The organism is Georgenia sp. M64, assembly GCF_038049925.1.
Taxonomy (GTDB): Bacteria; Actinomycetota; Actinomycetes; order Actinomycetales; family Actinomycetaceae; genus Georgenia.
The window spans coordinates 1962850-1978004 of the sequence record NZ_CP145809.1 but is presented as its reverse complement, the minus strand read 5'-3'; the positions used below and the strand labels follow the sequence as shown (position 1 = coordinate 1978004).

General features: G+C 73.4%; 14 protein-coding genes. 12 read left to right on the top strand and 2 right to left on the bottom strand.

Features of this window, described 5'->3' with window-relative positions; genetic code table 11:
- Window positions 1–35: 35 nt before the first annotated feature.
- The 12 genes from pdxS to AAEM63_RS08930 all read left to right on the top strand — a co-directional run bounded on the left by pdxS (window position 36) and on the right by AAEM63_RS08930 (window position 12677).
- Window positions 36–956, top strand: a complete 921-nt coding sequence (gene pdxS / locus AAEM63_RS08985; RefSeq protein WP_341361192.1) for a pyridoxal 5'-phosphate synthase lyase subunit PdxS — start codon at window positions 36–38, stop codon at window positions 954–956.
- A 12-nt stretch (window positions 957–968) separates the two neighbouring features.
- On the top strand, window positions 969–1520 hold the full coding sequence (locus AAEM63_RS08980; protein ID WP_341361191.1) for an NUDIX domain-containing protein: 552 nt from the start codon (window positions 969–971) through the stop codon (window positions 1518–1520).
- A gap of 56 nt (window positions 1521–1576) precedes the next feature.
- Window positions 1577–2206, top strand: coding sequence for a pyridoxal 5'-phosphate synthase glutaminase subunit PdxT (gene pdxT / locus AAEM63_RS08975; protein WP_341361190.1), 630 nt, complete (start codon window positions 1577–1579; stop codon window positions 2204–2206).
- 38 nt (window positions 2207–2244) lie between these two features.
- Window positions 2245–3006, top strand: a complete 762-nt coding sequence (locus tag AAEM63_RS08970; RefSeq protein WP_341361189.1) for a YebC/PmpR family DNA-binding transcriptional regulator — start codon at window positions 2245–2247, stop codon at window positions 3004–3006.
- Between the two features lie 87 nt (window positions 3007–3093).
- Window positions 3094–3711 carry a crossover junction endodeoxyribonuclease RuvC gene (ruvC, locus tag AAEM63_RS08965; RefSeq protein WP_341361188.1) on the top strand — a complete coding sequence of 206 codons (618 nt, stop codon included), beginning with the start codon at window positions 3094–3096 and terminating at the stop codon, window positions 3709–3711.
- A gap of 63 nt (window positions 3712–3774) precedes the next feature.
- Entirely contained in the window at window positions 3775–4383 is a 609-nt protein-coding gene (ruvA, locus tag AAEM63_RS08960; RefSeq protein ID WP_341361187.1) for a Holliday junction branch migration protein RuvA, read from the top strand.
- On the top strand, window positions 4376–5398 hold the full coding sequence (ruvB, locus tag AAEM63_RS08955) for a Holliday junction branch migration DNA helicase RuvB (RefSeq protein ID WP_341361186.1): 1023 nt from the start codon (window positions 4376–4378) through the stop codon (window positions 5396–5398). Before ruvA ends, ruvB begins: the two co-directional genes overlap by 8 nt.
- Window positions 5399–5612: 214 nt before the next feature.
- Window positions 5613–6047 (top strand): preprotein translocase subunit YajC, encoded by a 435-nt coding sequence (gene yajC, locus AAEM63_RS08950; RefSeq protein WP_341361185.1) that lies wholly within the window; start codon window positions 5613–5615, stop codon window positions 6045–6047.
- A 67-nt stretch (window positions 6048–6114) separates the two neighbouring features.
- Complete coding sequence (gene secD / locus AAEM63_RS08945; protein WP_341361184.1) at window positions 6115–8472, top strand: protein translocase subunit SecD; 2358 nt, start codon at window positions 6115–6117, stop codon at window positions 8470–8472.
- Entirely contained in the window at window positions 8472–9581 is a 1110-nt protein-coding gene (secF, locus tag AAEM63_RS08940) for a protein translocase subunit SecF (protein ID WP_341361183.1), read from the top strand. The genes secD and secF overlap by 1 nt, the downstream gene beginning before the upstream one ends.
- Complete coding sequence (locus AAEM63_RS08935; RefSeq protein ID WP_123918762.1) at window positions 9578–10129, top strand: adenine phosphoribosyltransferase; 552 nt, start codon at window positions 9578–9580, stop codon at window positions 10127–10129. The genes secF and AAEM63_RS08935 overlap by 4 nt, the downstream gene beginning before the upstream one ends.
- Window positions 10130–10346: 217 nt before the next feature.
- Window positions 10347–12677 (top strand): bifunctional (p)ppGpp synthetase/guanosine-3',5'-bis(diphosphate) 3'-pyrophosphohydrolase, encoded by a 2331-nt coding sequence (locus AAEM63_RS08930; RefSeq protein ID WP_341361182.1) that lies wholly within the window; start codon window positions 10347–10349, stop codon window positions 12675–12677.
- A 5-nt stretch (window positions 12678–12682) separates the two neighbouring features.
- On the opposite strand, the gene AAEM63_RS08925 is transcribed toward AAEM63_RS08930, so the two are convergent.
- Together AAEM63_RS08925 and AAEM63_RS08920 are read right to left on the bottom strand one after the other, a co-directional pair.
- Window positions 12683–13243: a hypothetical protein gene (locus tag AAEM63_RS08925; RefSeq protein ID WP_341361181.1), complete on the bottom strand. Its 561-nt coding sequence runs from the start codon at window positions 13241–13243 to the stop codon at window positions 12683–12685.
- Window positions 13244–13331: 88 nt separating this feature from the next.
- Complete coding sequence (locus AAEM63_RS08920; RefSeq protein WP_341361180.1) at window positions 13332–14588, bottom strand: DUF349 domain-containing protein; 1257 nt, start codon at window positions 14586–14588, stop codon at window positions 13332–13334.
- Between the last annotated feature and the right edge of the window lie 567 nt (window positions 14589–15155).

Here is a 15155-nt window from a genome sequence, read left to right as displayed (position 1 = left end):
GGTGGGGTTCCATCCGCCCTTCCCCCGAGGTCACCGTGTCTGAGAACGAGTTCGCCACCGAGCCGGCCGCCGCGCCCCAGCAGGGCACCGCCCGCGTCAAGCGCGGGATGGCCGAGATGCTCAAGGGCGGCGTCATCATGGACGTCGTCACCCCCGAGCAGGCCAAGATCGCCGAGGACGCGGGCGCCGTGGCCGTCATGGCCCTCGAGCGGGTGCCCGCCGACATCCGCGCGCAGGGCGGGGTCTCGCGCATGAGCGACCCGGACATGATCGACGGCATCATCGCCGCCGTCTCCATCCCCGTGATGGCCAAGGCCCGCATCGGCCACTTCGTCGAGGCCCAGGTGCTCCAGGCGCTCGGCGTGGACTACGTCGACGAGTCCGAGGTCCTCACCCCCGCCGACTACGCCAACCACATCGACAAGTGGCGCTTCACCGTCCCCTTCGTCTGCGGGGCCACCAACCTGGGCGAGGCGCTGCGCCGCATCACCGAGGGCGCCGCGATGATCCGCTCCAAGGGCGAGGCCGGCACCGGGGACGTCTCCAACGCCACCACGCACATGCGCCAGATCCGCCAGGAGATCCGCCGCCTGCAGAACCTGCCCGAGGACGAGCTCTTCGTGGCCGCGAAGGAGCTCCAGGCGCCGTACGAGCTCGTCAAGGAGGTCGCCCAGGCCGGGAAGCTGCCCGTGGTGCTGTTCACCGCCGGCGGCATCGCCACCCCGGCCGACGCCGCGATGATGATGCAGCTCGGCGCCGAGGGCGTGTTCGTCGGCTCGGGCATCTTCAAGTCCGGCAACCCCGCCCAGCGGGCCGCGGCGATCGTGCGGGCGACGACCTTCTACGACGACCCCGACGTCATCGCCGAGGTCTCCCGCGGGCTGGGCGAGGCCATGGTCGGCATCAACGTCGATGACATCCCCGTCCCGCACCGTCTCGCCGAGCGCGGCTGGTGACCGCCCGGGCGCATGCCTGACCCGCAGACGTACGGGCTGAGCCCCGACTGGGTGCCCGGGCCGGACGGCATCCCGTACCGGCGCGCCGCCCGCGTGATCGTCGCGGACGAGGAGGACCGGGTCCTCCTCGTCCGCGGGCACGACTCCGGCGAGGTGACCCGCTCGTGGTGGTTCACCGTCGGCGGCGGCGTCGACGCCGGCGAGGACGAGCGCGCCGGTGCGGTGCGCGAGCTCGCCGAGGAGACCGGTCTGGTGGTCGACCCCGAGGAGCTCCTCGGGCCGGTCCTGACCCGCAGCGCCCTGTTCGACTTCGCCCGGGTGACCTGCCGGCAGGACGAGGACTTCTTCTTCGTGCGCGTCACCGCCACGGAGGTCAGCCACGCCGGCTGGACCGAGCTCGAGCGGGAGGTCCTCGACGAGGTGCGCTGGTGGCACGTGGGCGAGCTCGCGGAGGCGGTGCGCGACGGCGTCGTCGTCTACCCCGCGGGGCTGCCCGCCATCGTCACACGGCTGCTCGGCGGCTGGGACGGGACGGCCGAGCACCTCGACGAGTCGTCGGTGTGACCACGACCGAGCGCGCCCGCCCGGGTCCGGTTTCGGCCGGTATAGGATCGTCCGCCGTGACTTCTTCCCCCACGATCGGCGTCCTGGCGCTGCAGGGCGACGTGCGCGAGCACGTCGCGGCGCTCGCCGCGGCCGGCGCCCGACCGGTCACGGTGCGCCGGACGACCGAGCTCGCCGCCGTCGACGCCCTGGTGCTGCCCGGTGGGGAGTCGACGACGATCGAGAAGCTCCTCAAGGCCTTCGGGCTGTACGTCCCCCTGCGCGACCGCATCGCCGCCGGCCTGCCGGTGTACGGCTCCTGCGCGGGGATGATCCTGCTGGCCGACCGGGTGGCCGGCGCCACCGCCGACCAGGAGGGGCTGGGCGGGATCGACATGACGGTGCGGCGCAACGCCTTCGGTCGCCAGGTCGACTCCTTCGAGGAGGACCTCGTCGTCCCGGCGCTCTCCGGGCCGGGGGAGGGGCCGTTGCACGCGGTGTTCATCCGGGCCCCGTGGGTCGAGCGGGTCGGGGCGGACGTGGAGGTCCTCGCCCGCACCGGGGCCCCGGGCGCGTCCGGCACCGGCGACGGTAAGATCGTCGCGGTTCGGCACGGCAGGCTGCTCGCCACCGCCTTCCACCCGGAGATCGGGGGGGACGGGCGGGTGCACCGCTACTTCGTGGGCATGGTCCGCGACGCGGCCTGACCGCTCGCCATGCACACGCAACCTCCGAGGAGCACACAGTGTCCGGTCACTCCAAGTGGGCCACCACCAAGCACAAGAAGGCGGCAATCGACGCCAAGCGGGGCAAGCTCTTCGCGCGGATGATCAAGAACATCGAGGTGGCCGCGCGCACCGGCGGCGGTGACCCGGCCGGCAACCCCACGCTCTTCGACGCCATCCAGAAGGCGAAGAAGTCGTCCGTGCCGGCCGACAACATCGACCGTGCCGTCAAGCGCGGCTCCGGCGCGGAGACCGGTGGGGCGGACTACGAGACGATCATGTACGAGGGCTACGCCCCCGGCGGCGTCGCCGTCCTCGTCGAGTGCCTCACGGACAACCGCAACCGCGCGGCCTCCGACGTGCGCGTGGCGTTCACCCGCAACGGCGGCAACCTCGCCGACCCCGGCTCGGTGTCGTACCTGTTCAACCGCCGCGGCGTGGTCACCCTGCCCAAGGCCGGCGGGCTCACCGAGGACGACGTCCTCGCCGCCGTCCTCGACGCCGGCGCCGAGGAGGTCAACGACCTCGGCGACTCCTTCGAGGTGCTCTCCGAGGCCACCGACGTCGTCGCCGTGCGGACCGCCCTGCAGGACGCGGGGATCGAGTACGACTCCGCCGAGGCGCAGTTTGTGCCCTCCATGGAGGTCGAGGTGGACCTCGACGGCGCCCGCAAGGTCCTGCGCCTCATCGACGCCCTCGAGGACAGCGACGACGTCCAGAACGTCTTCGCCAACTTCGACGCCTCCGACGAGGTCATGGCGGCGCTCGACGAGGAGGACTGAGGTCCACCGCCGCCGTGCCCGCCGCCCCGCGCACAGCCCGGCGCGCCGGTGCCGCCACCCCGGCGCGCCGCGGGGGAGAGTAGGCCCGTGCGCATCCTCGGAGTCGACCCCGGCATGACCCGGTGCGGTCTCGGCGTCGTCGACACCGCCGCCGGCCGGCGGGTGCACCTCGTCGAGGTCGGCGTGGTGCGAACGGCGGCGGAGCTGTCACCGCACCTGCGCCTGCTCGCCGTCGCCGAGGAGATCGAGCGCTGGCTGACGACGCTGCGCCCGGACGTCGTCGCGGTCGAGCGGGTGTTCGCCCAGGCAAACGTGCGGTCGGTCACCGGGACGTCCCAGGTGGCCGGCGTGGCCATGCTCGCCGCCGCCCGGGCGCACCTGCCGTTGGCGCTGCACACGCCGAGCGAGGTCAAGGCCGCGGTGACGGGCAACGGCCGGGCGGAGAAGGCCCAGGTCCAGGAGATGGTCATGCGCATCCTGGGCCTCGCCGAGCGGCCGCGCCCCGCCGACGCCGCCGACGCCCTGGCCCTGGCCATCTGCCACGCCTGGCGCGGCGGCGGGACGGGCTCGGCGGTGCGCGCCCAGTACGGCGGCGCGGACACTCTGCCCCGCGCCACCGGGGCCGGCCTCACGCCGGCCCAGCGCGCGTGGGCCGAGGCCGAGCGATCGGCGCGCCGGGCCGGTGCCGTCGCACCCAACATGTAGGTTGGTCGTACACCTGTACGTCCCGCACGCTGTGCGGGCAGCCCGCCGGGAGGAACCGCACCGATGATCGCCGCCGTCACCGGCACCGTCGAGACCGTCACGCTCGACCGGGCCGTGGTCACCGTGGGCGGGGTGGGCATGCTCGTCCACGCCACGCCCACCACGTTGGCCGGGCTGCGTGTGGGTGACCGGGCCCGCCTGGCGACCACGCTCGTGGTGCGCGAGGACTCCCTCACCCTGTTCGGCTTCGCCGACGACGACGAGCGGGAGGTCTTCGAGACCCTCCAGACCGTCTCCGGCGTCGGGCCGCGCCTGGCGCTGGCGATGCTGGCCGTGCACACCCCCGACGGTCTGCGACGCGCCGTCGCGGCGGAGGACCTCGCCGCCCTGCAGCGGGTGCCCGGCATCGGCCGCAAGGGGGCCCAGCGCATCGTCCTCGAGGTCGGGACGAAGCTCGGTGCCCCGGGCGGGACGGGCGCGGAGCCGGCCCCGGCACCGGCCGTCGCCGACGGAGCCCCGGACGTCGTCGAGGCCCTCGTCCAGCTGGGCTGGACCGAGAAGGTCGCCGCCGGGGCGGTCGACTCCGTCCTGGCCGCCGACGACGCACCCTCGGACGTCCCGGCAATCCTGCGGGCGGCGCTGCAGAGCCTGGGCGGGCAGCGCCGTGGCTGACGCCCGCGAGGTGGTCGACGCCGCGGCGGACGACCTCGAACGGGCCGCCGAGGCCGCGCTGCGCCCCCGCCGGCTGGCCGACTTCGTGGGTCAGGAGGTCGTGCGCGACCAGCTCTCCCTCCTCCTCGACGCCGCGAACGCGCGCCAGAGCCCGCCCGACCACGTCCTGCTGTCCGGCCCGCCCGGGCTGGGCAAGACCACCCTGGCGATGATCATCGCCGCCGAGGTCGAGGGCTCCCTGCGGCTGACGTCCGGCCCCGCCATCCAGCACGCCGGCGACCTCGCCGCGATCCTGTCGTCCCTCCAGGACCGGGACGTGCTGTTCATCGACGAGATCCACCGCCTCGCCCGCCCCGCCGAGGAGATGCTCTACCTGGCGATGGAGGACTACCGGGTCGACGTCATCGTCGGCAAGGGACCCGGCGCCACGTCGATCCCGCTCAGCCTCCCGCCGTTCACGGTGGTCGGCGCCACCACCCGCGCCGGCCTGCTGCCGGCCCCGCTGCGGGACCGGTTCGGGTTCACCGGCCACCTCGAGTTCTACTCACCCGCCGAGCTCGAGCGGGTCCTGCGGCGCAGCGCGGGCCTGCTCGGCGCGCCCCTGCACGACGACGCCGCCACCGAGCTCGCCTCCCGCTCGCGGGGCACCCCGCGCATCGCCAACCGCCTCCTGCGCCGGGTGCAGGACTTCGCCCAGGTGCGCGGCAGCGGCGAGCTCGACCTCGCCGCCGCCCACGGGGCCCTGGACGTCTTCGAGGTCGACCGGCTCGGCCTGGACCGGCTCGACCGCGCCGTGCTGCAGGCCCTGTGCAGCCGATTCGGCGGCGGGCCGGTGGGCCTGACCACCCTCGCGGTGACCGTGGGGGAGGAGCCTGAGACCGTCGAGACCGTCGCCGAGCCGTTCCTCGTGCGCGAGGGGCTGATCGTGCGCACGCCCCGCGGCCGGATGGCCACGCCGGCCGCCTACGACCACCTCGGGCTCGACCGGCCCGGCGACGGCCTCCTCTTCGTCTGAGCGCCACGCGCCCCGCCGGGCGGACCGCACGTCTCCGCGCCGAGGAACCCCCGCGGACACGCGCCGAGGAACCCCCGCGGACACGCGCCGAGGAACCGACGCCGACACGCGCCGAGGAACCCACGTGGACGCGCGCGGCGGAGTTCCCCCCGGCGGCGGGGCGTGGCCTAGACTCAGGTGGCCATCGTCCTCGACACGACCGGAGCATCTCCCGATGGATCCCTCGATCTTGATCTTCCTCGCCCTCATGCTCGGCATGATGTGGTTCATCAGCTCACGCGGGAAGAAGCAGCAGGCCGCCGCCCGGCAGAAGCTCGAGGAGGCGCTCGTCCCGGGCACGTGGGTCATGACGATCGGCGGTTTCCTCGGGAAGATCGTCGACATCGACGGCGACGTCATCACCCTGGAGAGCCCCTCCGGCGTGGAGACCATCTGGAACCGGACCGCGATCCGGGAGGCCAAGGAGCCCCCGTACGCCTCCGCCGACGAGGACGAGGTCGAGGCCGACGGCGTCGTCGTCGTCCCCGACGACGCCGGTGCCCTGGGTGGCACGCCGACGGCCGTCGACGGCACGGGCACCACCGGGACCGGCGGGCTGCCCCCGGCCGACCGTGGCCCGGACGGCGACCACGAGAACCCGCGCCCCTGACCTGCCGCCCGGTCCCACCGGGCGAGCACCCGCGGCCCCTCGCCGCCCTGCACGAGAGAAGACATCGGTGGCGCAACGCCCGAAGAAGAACCGTCCCGGCCGGTCGCTCGGCCTGCTGGCCCTGCTGGTCCTCCTCCTCACCGGATCGCTGGTGGCCGGCGTCCAGCTCACCGGCGACGACGAGGACGGGGCGTCCTTCGCGCCTCGCCTGGCCCTGGACCTCGAGGGCGGCACGCAGCTGATCCTCACGCCCACGACCACCGACGGGTCGGAGGTGACCGAGGAGGACATCACCCAGGCGATCGAGATCATCCGTCAGCGCGTGGACGCCTCCGGCGTCACCGAGGCGGAGATCACGAGCCAGGGCGGGCAGAACATCGTCGTCGCCCTTCCCGGGACCCCCTCGCAGGAGACCCTCGACCTCGTGCGGCGCTCCGCGCAGCTGCGGTTCCGGCCCGTGCTCACGCTCGCCGGTCCCGGCACGATCGACCCGGTCGCCTTCGAGGAGTCCCAGCAGCCCGCGGAGGAGCCGACCGACGCCGCCGCGGAGCAGCTCACCGACGGGCAGACCGAGGCACCGGCCGACGCCGCCGCGGAGCAGCTCACCGACGGGCAGACCGAGGCACCGGCCGACGCCGCAGAGAGCGCCACCGAGCAGTCGACCGACGCCGCCACCGAGGGCGCAACGGCGGAGGCGACCGACGCCGCCACCGAGGAGCCGACGGCGCCGCCGACCCAGGAGGAGATCGAGGCCGCGGCCCGCGCGGCGTCCGACGCCGACGGCGACGGCCAGCTCTCCGCGGACCCCGCGACCGAGCCGACGTCGTCCTCCGACCTCGCGTGGATCACCGAGCAGGTCAGCTACGACTTCTACACGACCGACTGCACCGACCCGGCGAACCTCACCGGCGGGGTCGAGGACGACCCGGCCGCCCCGCTGGTGGCGTGCTCCGACGACGGTGCCACGAAGTTCATCCTCGGCCCGACCGCCCTCGAGGGCACGAACGTCGACTCCGCCACCTCGGGCATGGGCGTCAACCAGCAGGGCGTCAGCACCGGGCAGTGGGTCGTCTCGCTCGAGATGGACGGTGAGGGCGCGGACGTCTTCGCCGAGTTCAGCCAGCGCCTGCTCGACCTGCCCGCGCCGCAGAACCAGTTCGGCATCGTCCTGGACGGCCTGGTGATCTCCAACGCGGAGATGCAGAACGCCATCTTCGACGGCCGGGCCCAGATCTCGGGCGACTTCACCCGCGAGACGGCGGCGACGCTCGCCAACCAGCTGAACTTCGGCTCGCTCCCGCTGGACTTCACGGTCCAGTCCGAGGACCAGATCTCGGCGACGCTCGGCTCCGAGCAGCTCCAGCGGGGCGTCCTCGCCGGCCTCATCGGTGCCGGCCTGGTCATCCTCTACATGTTCTGGCAGTACCGCGGGCTGGGCCTGGTCTCCGTCGCCAGCCTCCTCATCGCCGCGCTGCTCACCTACCTGGTCATCACGATCCTGTCGTGGACGGTCGGCTACCGCCTGTCCCTGCCCGGCGTCGTCGGCATGATCGTCGCGGTGGGCATCACGGCGGACTCGTTCATCGTCTACTTCGAACGCATCCGGGACGAGGTCCGTGAGGGCCGCCTCCTCGTCGACGCGGTCGAGCACGGCTGGGCCCGCGCGCGGCGCACCATCCTGGCCTCCGACGCGGTGAACTTCCTCGCTGCGCTCGTCCTGTACTACCTGGCCGTCGGCGGCGTCCGCGGGTTCGCCTTCACCCTCGGTCTCACGACGCTCATCGACCTCCTCGTGGTCGTGCTCTTCACTCACCCGCTCATGCAGGTGCTCATCCGCACGCAGTTCTTCGGTCAGGGGCACCGGCTCTCCGGCCTGGACCCCGTCCGGCTCGGAGCGAGCTCGGTGACCTACCGTGGCCGGGGGCGCTTCGACCGGGCCGCGCGACCGGCGACGGCGGCGCGGCCGGCCGAGAAGACCCTGGTCGGGGCCGGGGTGGGCGCAGCCTCGGGCTCGGCCGCGGCCGGCGCGTCGCGGGCCGCCGGGGCGAGCTCCGCAGGGACGACGACCGGGGCCACCGCGAGCGGTACGAGCGCCGGCGCCGCCGCCGGGGCGGGTGTGGTTCCGCCGGCCTCCGCCGCACCTACCGCGCACGACGCCCACGGCGCTGCCGACGACGAGCTCTACGCCCCGGACGGCCGCCGCCTGACCATCGCCGAGCGCCGCGCGGCGGCGCGGGCCAGGGCCGCGGCGCAGGAGTCCGAGGGCAGCGGCCCGGAGGTCGCCCGGCCGGGCGCCGGCGGGCCGGACCCGGCCGTCGAGCACGACGACGGCACCACGACCGGCGCACCGCCGGACGACGATCCCCCCACCGACCTGCCCGGTACGGGCACCGACACCCGCACCACGGAAGGCGGTGATCGCTGATGCGCGGCCTGTCCTCCCTCGGCAACGAGCTCTACACCGGTCGCCGGTCCGTCCAGATCGTCGGACGACGCCGGACCTGGTTCACCATCGCGGTCGCGCTCGTGGTCGTCTCGGTCCTCATCCTCGCGGTCAAGGGCATGAACCTCGGCATCGAGTTCCGCGGCGGCTCGCAGTTCACCGTCTCGGGCGCCGCCACCCTCGACCAGCAGCCCGCGGCCGACGTCGTCGCCGAGCTGTCAGGCGAGCCCCCGCGGATCTCCACGGTCGGCACCGACTCGCTGCGCGTGCAGACCGCCGAGCTGACCAGCGAGGAGACCCAGCAGCTCCGGGACGGCCTGGCCGAGGCGTACGGCGTGCCGGCGCAGGACGTGACCGCGACGTTCGTCGGCCCGTCGTGGGGCCAGGACGTGACCACCAAGGCCCTTCAGGGCCTGGTGATCTTCCTCGTGCTGGTCTCGCTCGTCATGGCGGCCTACTTCCGCACGTGGACGATGTCGGTCGCCGCGATCGTGGCGCTCCTGCACGACCTCGTCGCCACGGTCGGGGTGTACGCCCTCGTCGGCTTCGAGGTGACCCCCGCCTCCGTCATCGGCTTCCTCACCATCCTGGGCTACTCGCTCTACGACACGGTCGTCGTCTTCGACAAGGTCCGCGAGAACAACGCCGACCTGTACACCCAGCACCGGCGGACCTACGCCGAGGGCGCCAACCTCGCCGTCAACCAGACGCTCGTGCGGTCGATCAACACCTCGGTCGTCGGCCTGCTGCCGGTCGCCTCGATCCTCTTCGTCGGGGCGTTCCTGCTCGGCGCGGGGACGCTGCGCGACATCGCGCTCGCGCTGTTCGTCGGGATGCTGCTCTCGACCTACTCCTCGATCTTCATCGCGACCCCCCTCGAGGTCACCCTGCGGGAGCGTTCGGAACCCATCCGCAGGCACACCCGTTCGGTGCTCGAGCACCGGGCGCGCAGCCGCGCCGCGGCCGGCGAGGCGCAGGACGGCGAGAGCCTCGCCGCCCGGACCGAGGACCTCACCGGCGTGGGGGTCGTCGCCGGCCACCACCAGGGCCACGACGCCCAGCCCAGACGACGCAAGAAGGGCCGACGATGACCGCCGCACCGCAGACCGCGTTCCCGACCTCGCTCACCGACCTGGTCCGTGGGCACATCCGGGAGATCCCGGACTTCCCGGCGCCCGGCGTGCTGTTCCGTGACATCACCCCGCTCCTCGCCGACGGCCCCGCCTTCGGGGCCCTCGTCGACGGCCTGGCGGAGAAGTACCGCGGGCGGGTCGACGCCGTCGCGGGCCTGGAGTCCCGTGGCTTCATCCTCGCGGCACCGCTGGCGAACGCTCTCGGCGTCGGCATGATCACGGTGCGCAAGGCCGGCCGCCTCCCCGGGCCCGTCATCGGCGTCGACTACGCCCTCGAGTACGGCACCGCCCGCATGGAGCTGAGGCCGGAGACGGTCCGCGACGGCCAGCGCGTCCTCATCATCGACGACGTCCTGGCCACCGGTGGCACCGGCGCCGCGGCCGTCAAGCTCATCGAGCGCAGCGGCGGCGAGGTCGTCGCCCTGGCCATGCTGCTCGAGCTCGCTGCGCTCGGGGGACGCTCGAAGCTCGAGGGTCACGACGTCGACGCGGTGCTCGTGTACTGATCCAGCACTGCTCACGTACTGATGCAGCGGTGCTCGTGCCCTGGTTCGGCGCTGCTCGTGCACTGATTCGGCGCTGCTCGTGCCCTGGTTCGGCGGTGCTCGTGCACCGATTCGGCGGCGTCACCGGCCGGGAACCGGTGAGCCGGGCACGGCGAGGCGGCAACGAGCGGTTGGCGCCCGGTCGTCCCGCTCTCCGGGCGCACCGTAGGATTCTCCAATGGCGGGCGAACGGATCCCGGCGCCGGGAGAGACCGGTACGACCGACACGGTCGTACCCGGGTCACGGGTGCGCTCACGCCTGGTCTGGCTCGGCTCTCGCGGCCACACCAGCCCGCCCGCCATCGAGCCGCTGCTGCGCGCCGTCCGGGCCAACCACCCCAAGGCCGACGTCCAGCTCCTCGTGCGCGCCTACGAGGTCGCGGAGGAGGCCCACCGCGGGCAGGTCCGCAAGAGCGGCGACCCCTACATCACCCACCCGGTCTCCGTCGCGACCATCCTCGCCGAGCTGGGCATGACGCCGCCCACCCTGGCCGCGGCGCTCCTGCACGACACCGTGGAGGACACCGGGTACTCCCTCGAGGCGCTGCGCAAGGAGTTCGGCGAGGAGATCGCCCTGCTCGTCGACGGCGTCACCAAGCTCGACAAGGTCACCTACGGCGACGCCGCCCAGGCCGAGACCGTCCGCAAGATGGTCGTGGCGATGGCGAAGGACATCCGCGTCCTCGTCATCAAGCTCGCCGACCGGCTGCACAACGCGCGCACCTGGAAGTACGTTCCCGCGGCCTCCGCCCAGCGCAAGGCGCGCGAGACCCTGGAGATCTACGCCCCGCTGGCGCACCGGCTGGGCATGAACACGATCAAGTGGGAGCTGGAGGACCTCTCCTTCGCCACCCTGTACCCCAAGGTCTACGAGGAGATCGAGCACCTCGTCGTCGAGCGCGCGCCCGCCCGCGACGAGTACCTCGACCAGGTGAGCCAGCAGATCGAGTCGGACCTGCGCAGCGCGAAGATCCGCGGGGTGGTCACCGGCCGGCCGAAGCACTACTACTCGATCTACCAGAAGATGATCGTCCGCGGCCGCGACTTCGACGACATCTTCGACCTCGTCGGCGTGCGCGTGCTCGTGGACTCGGTGCGCGACTGCTACGCCGCGCTCGGCGCGATGCACGCCCGTTGGACGCCCCTGCCGGGGCGGTTCAAGGACTACATCGCGATGCCGAAGTTCAACCTGTACCAGTCGCTCCACACCACCGTCGTGGGACCCGGCGGACGGCCGGTCGAGATCCAGATCCGCACGCACGACATGCACCGCCGGGCCGAGTATGGCGTCGCGGCCCACTGGAAGTACAAGGAGAACCCCGGCGCCAAGGGCACCAAGTCGGGCGAGGCTCCCCCCAGCGAGATGGGCTGGCTGCGCCAGCTCGTGGACTGGCAGCGCGAGACCGCGGACCCCGGCGAGTTCCTCGACTCGCTGCGCTACGAGATGTCGGGGTCGCAGGTCTACGTCTTCACCCCCAAGGGCGACGTCATCGCCCTCCCCGCCGGGGCCACCCCGGTCGACTTCGCCTACGCCGTCCACACCGAGGTCGGGCACCGCACGGTCGGAGCGCGTGTCAACGGCCGTCTCGTGCCGCTCGACTCCGCGCTGGAGAACGGTGACAACGTCGAGGTCTTCACCTCCAAGGCCGAGGGGGCCGGCCCGAGCCAGGACTGGCTGACCTTCGTCAAGAGCCCGCGGGCGCGCAACAAGATCAAGGCCTGGTTCACGAAGGAACGGCGCGAGGAGGCCATCGAGCTGGGCAAGACCCAGCTGACGAAGGCGATGCGCAAGCAGAACCTGCCCATCCAGCGCCTCATGAACCACGAGTCCCTCAGCGCCCTCGCCACCGAGATGCGCTACGCCGACGTGTCCTCGCTCTACGCGGCCGTCGGCGAGAACCACGTCTCCGCCTCCAACGTCGTCCACCGGCTCGTGCAGTCGATGGGTGGGGAGCCCGGCGCGGAGGAGACCCTCGCCGAGGCCACGATGCCGGGGGAGCAGCGCATCCGGCACCGCACCGGGGACTCCGGCGTCGTCGTTGAGGGCATGGCGGACACCGACATCTGGGTCAAGCTCGCCCGGTGCTGCACCCCGGTCCCGGGCGACCCGATCGTCGGGTTCATCACCCGCGGCTCGGGGGTCTCCGTCCACCGTGCGGACTGCGGCAACGTCGAGGGCCTGCGCGCCCAGCCCGAGCGGATGGTCTCGGTCAGCTGGGCGCCGCGCGGCCAGAGCACGTTCCTCGTGCAGATCCAGGTCGAGGCGCTGGACCGCAACGCGCTCCTGTCGGACGTCACGCGCGTCCTGTCCGAGAACCACGTCAACATCCTCTCGGCCGCGGTCTCGACCTCCCGGGACCGCGTGGCGCTGAGCAAGTTCGTCTTCGAGATGGCCGAGCCCTCCCACCTCGGTGCCGTCCTCAGCGCGGTGCGCCGGATCGACGGTGTCTTCGACGCCTACCGCGTCACGGGGACGAAGAGCTCGCGCACCCCCGAGCCCAACGCCTGACGCGCTCACAGCAGGAGGGCGACCAGGTCCCGCCCGCGCTGGACGAAGGGGCGACGACGCTGCAGGGCCAGCGCCGCGGACACCTCGGCGAGGTCCAGCCCGGTCCGGCGCAGAGCGAGCAGGCCCGTCGCCGCCCGGTCGAGGGGCGCCAGCCTGGCGATGTCGCACGCGGTGCGCAGCGGGGTGGTCACGGTCAGGGACTCCAGGACGACGACGTCGTCCTCGACGAGCGTCAGGGCCACCGTGCCCACCCGGCCGGCGCCTGGCGCCGGGCAGACCTGGAGGTGCCCCGGGTGCGACAGGCCGGTGTGGACCCACACCGCGGTGCCCAGGCAGACTGCGCCGCCCCCGGGCACCCGGCCGGCGAGCGAGGACGCGCGGGCGGCCGCGGAGCCGGCGAGGTCGAGCGTTGCCGCCCGGCCGTCGGGTCCGGGGCAGAGCAGCCCGTCAAGCCGGGCCCCGGCCAGCAGCGCATCCTCCCGGGGTCCGCCGCCGCCGGGCAGCTCGACCGCACGCACCGGTTCGGGGTGTCCCGGCTCCAACCACCGCAGCGCCGTCGTCGTCATGCCCCGATCGTGCCGGTCCCGCCCGGCACCGGGACGCCGCAGGCCCGCCCCCTGTGGATGCGGGGCGGGCCTGCGGCGTTGTGAAGGGTCAGCCCTGGGCGGTGCGCTGGATCTGGTCCAGCCAGGCACGCCGGGCGTCCAGCGCAGCCTGCGCCTGGGCCACGGCATCGGCGTCGCCGGTCGCTCGTGCGGCCTCGAGCTGGTCCTCGAGCTGGCCGATCGCCGACTCGAGCTGGGCGGCCGCCCCCTCGGCGCGGGCGCGGGTCTCGGGGTTGGACTGCTTCCACACGGCCTGCTCGGCGTCGCGGACGGCCTGCTCCACGGCGCGCATCCGGCCCTCGACGCGCTGGACGTCGGCGCGGGGAACCTTGCCGGCGGCCTCCCACCGGTCCTGGAGCGGGCGCAGGGCAGCCTTGGCGGCCTTGAGGTCGGTGACCGGGACGAGGGCCTCCGCCTCCTCGAGGATGGCGAGCTTGACCTTGAGGTTGTCGCCGTACTCGGCATCGACCTCGGCGTTCTGGGCGCTGCGGGCGTCGAAGAAGCGCTGCTGTGCCGCGCGGAAGCGTGCCCAGAGGGCGTCGTCGTCCTTGCGGGAGGCCCTGCCAGCCTCCTTCCACTCGTCCATGAGCTGCCGGTACGCCGCTGCCGTGCGGCCCCAGTCCGTCGACGACGCCATCTCCTCGGCGCGGGCGATGAGCTTCTCCTTCGCGGCCTTGACGGTGCTCTGGGCCGCGTCGAGCTCGGAGAAGTACTGCCGACGGTGACGGTCGAAGGCCGTGCGCGCGTGGGAGAACCGCTTCCAGAGCTTGTCCTCGGTCGGCCGGTCGAGGCGAGGCCCGGACCGCTGCGCCGTCTTCCACTGGTCGAGCAGCTCACGCAGCCGCTCGCCGGACTGCTTCCACTGCGTGCGGGACGGATCCTGCTCCGCGATCGCCTCGGCCTTCTCCACGATCGCGGTCCGTTCGGACACGGCGACGGCCCGCGCCGCCTCCCGCTCGGCGGCAGCCTCGCGTCGGCGCTCCTCACCGATCTCGCGGAGCTTGTCCAGGCGAGCCCTGAGCGCGTCGACGTCGCCCACGGCAGCGGGCTCGGCGAGCGCCTCCGTGAGCGTCTGCAGCGTCTGGTCGATCTCCTTGGGGGCCAGCTGGGGCAGGCGCGCCTCGAACAGGGCGACCTGAGCCTGGAGGTCGAGGAAGCGGCGCACGTAGAAACCGAGCGCCTCCTCGGTGTCGGCACCGGTGTACTGCCCGACGACCCGCTCGCCGGCGGCCTCCCGGACGTAGACGGTCCCGTCCTCCGCGACCCGGCCCCACGCCGCGGCCTCGGCGGCATCGTGCGCGTCCACCGGCGGGGTGGGCGGCGCGGCAGCAGCGACGGCCGGAGCCGCCTTGCGGGGGAGCGGGCGCGGGGCGGGCCGAGGAACCGGTCGGGGAGCAGGCGCTGGTGCCGGCTCAGCCTCGACGGCCGGCTCAGACTCAGCGGTCGGCTCGGCCTCAGCCGGAGCGTCGGCAGCCGGCTCAGTCTCGGCAACCGGCTCAGCCTCAGCGGTCGGCTCGGCCTCAGCCGGAGCCTCGGCAACCGGCCCAGCCTCATCAGCGGGCTCGGCCTCGGCGACCGGCTCAGTCTCAGCGGTCGGCTCGGCCTCGGCGACCGGCTCAGTCTCAGCGGTCGGCTCGGCCTCAGCCGCAGTCTCGGCAGCCTGCTCAGTCTCGGGAGCGCGCTCGGTGGTCGCCGCAACCTCAGTCTCGGTGGTCGACGCAACCTCAGCAGCGGGCTCTGCAACCGGCTCCTCGACCAGTGCGTCGTCGGTCGACACGGACGTGGACGGACCGGCAGGCGGCGTCGCCGCAGCCTCGACCGGCGGCTTGTCCGCCGACACGACCGGCGGCTTCTCGGCCGCCACGACCGGCGG

What these genes read in the sequence shown, in the direction of transcription:
- AAEM63_RS08980 (WP_341361191.1), top strand. Translation starts at nt 969, where the DNA reads ATGCCTGACCCGCAGACGTACGGGCTGAGCCCCGACTGGGTGCCCGGG.
- ruvA (WP_341361187.1), top strand. Translation starts at nt 3,775, where the DNA reads ATGATCGCCGCCGTCACCGGCACCGTCGAGACCGTCACGCTCGACCGG.
- yajC (WP_341361185.1), top strand. Translation starts at nt 5,613, where the DNA reads ATGGATCCCTCGATCTTGATCTTCCTCGCCCTCATGCTCGGCATGATG.
- secF (WP_341361183.1), top strand. Translation starts at nt 8,472, where the DNA reads ATGCGCGGCCTGTCCTCCCTCGGCAACGAGCTCTACACCGGTCGCCGG.
- AAEM63_RS08935 (WP_123918762.1), top strand. Translation starts at nt 9,578, where the DNA reads ATGACCGCCGCACCGCAGACCGCGTTCCCGACCTCGCTCACCGACCTG.
- AAEM63_RS08930 (WP_341361182.1), top strand. Translation starts at nt 10,347, where the DNA reads ATGGCGGGCGAACGGATCCCGGCGCCGGGAGAGACCGGTACGACCGAC.
- AAEM63_RS08925 (WP_341361181.1), bottom strand. Translation starts at nt 13,243, where the DNA reads ATGACGACGACGGCGCTGCGGTGGTTGGAGCCGGGACACCCCGAACCG.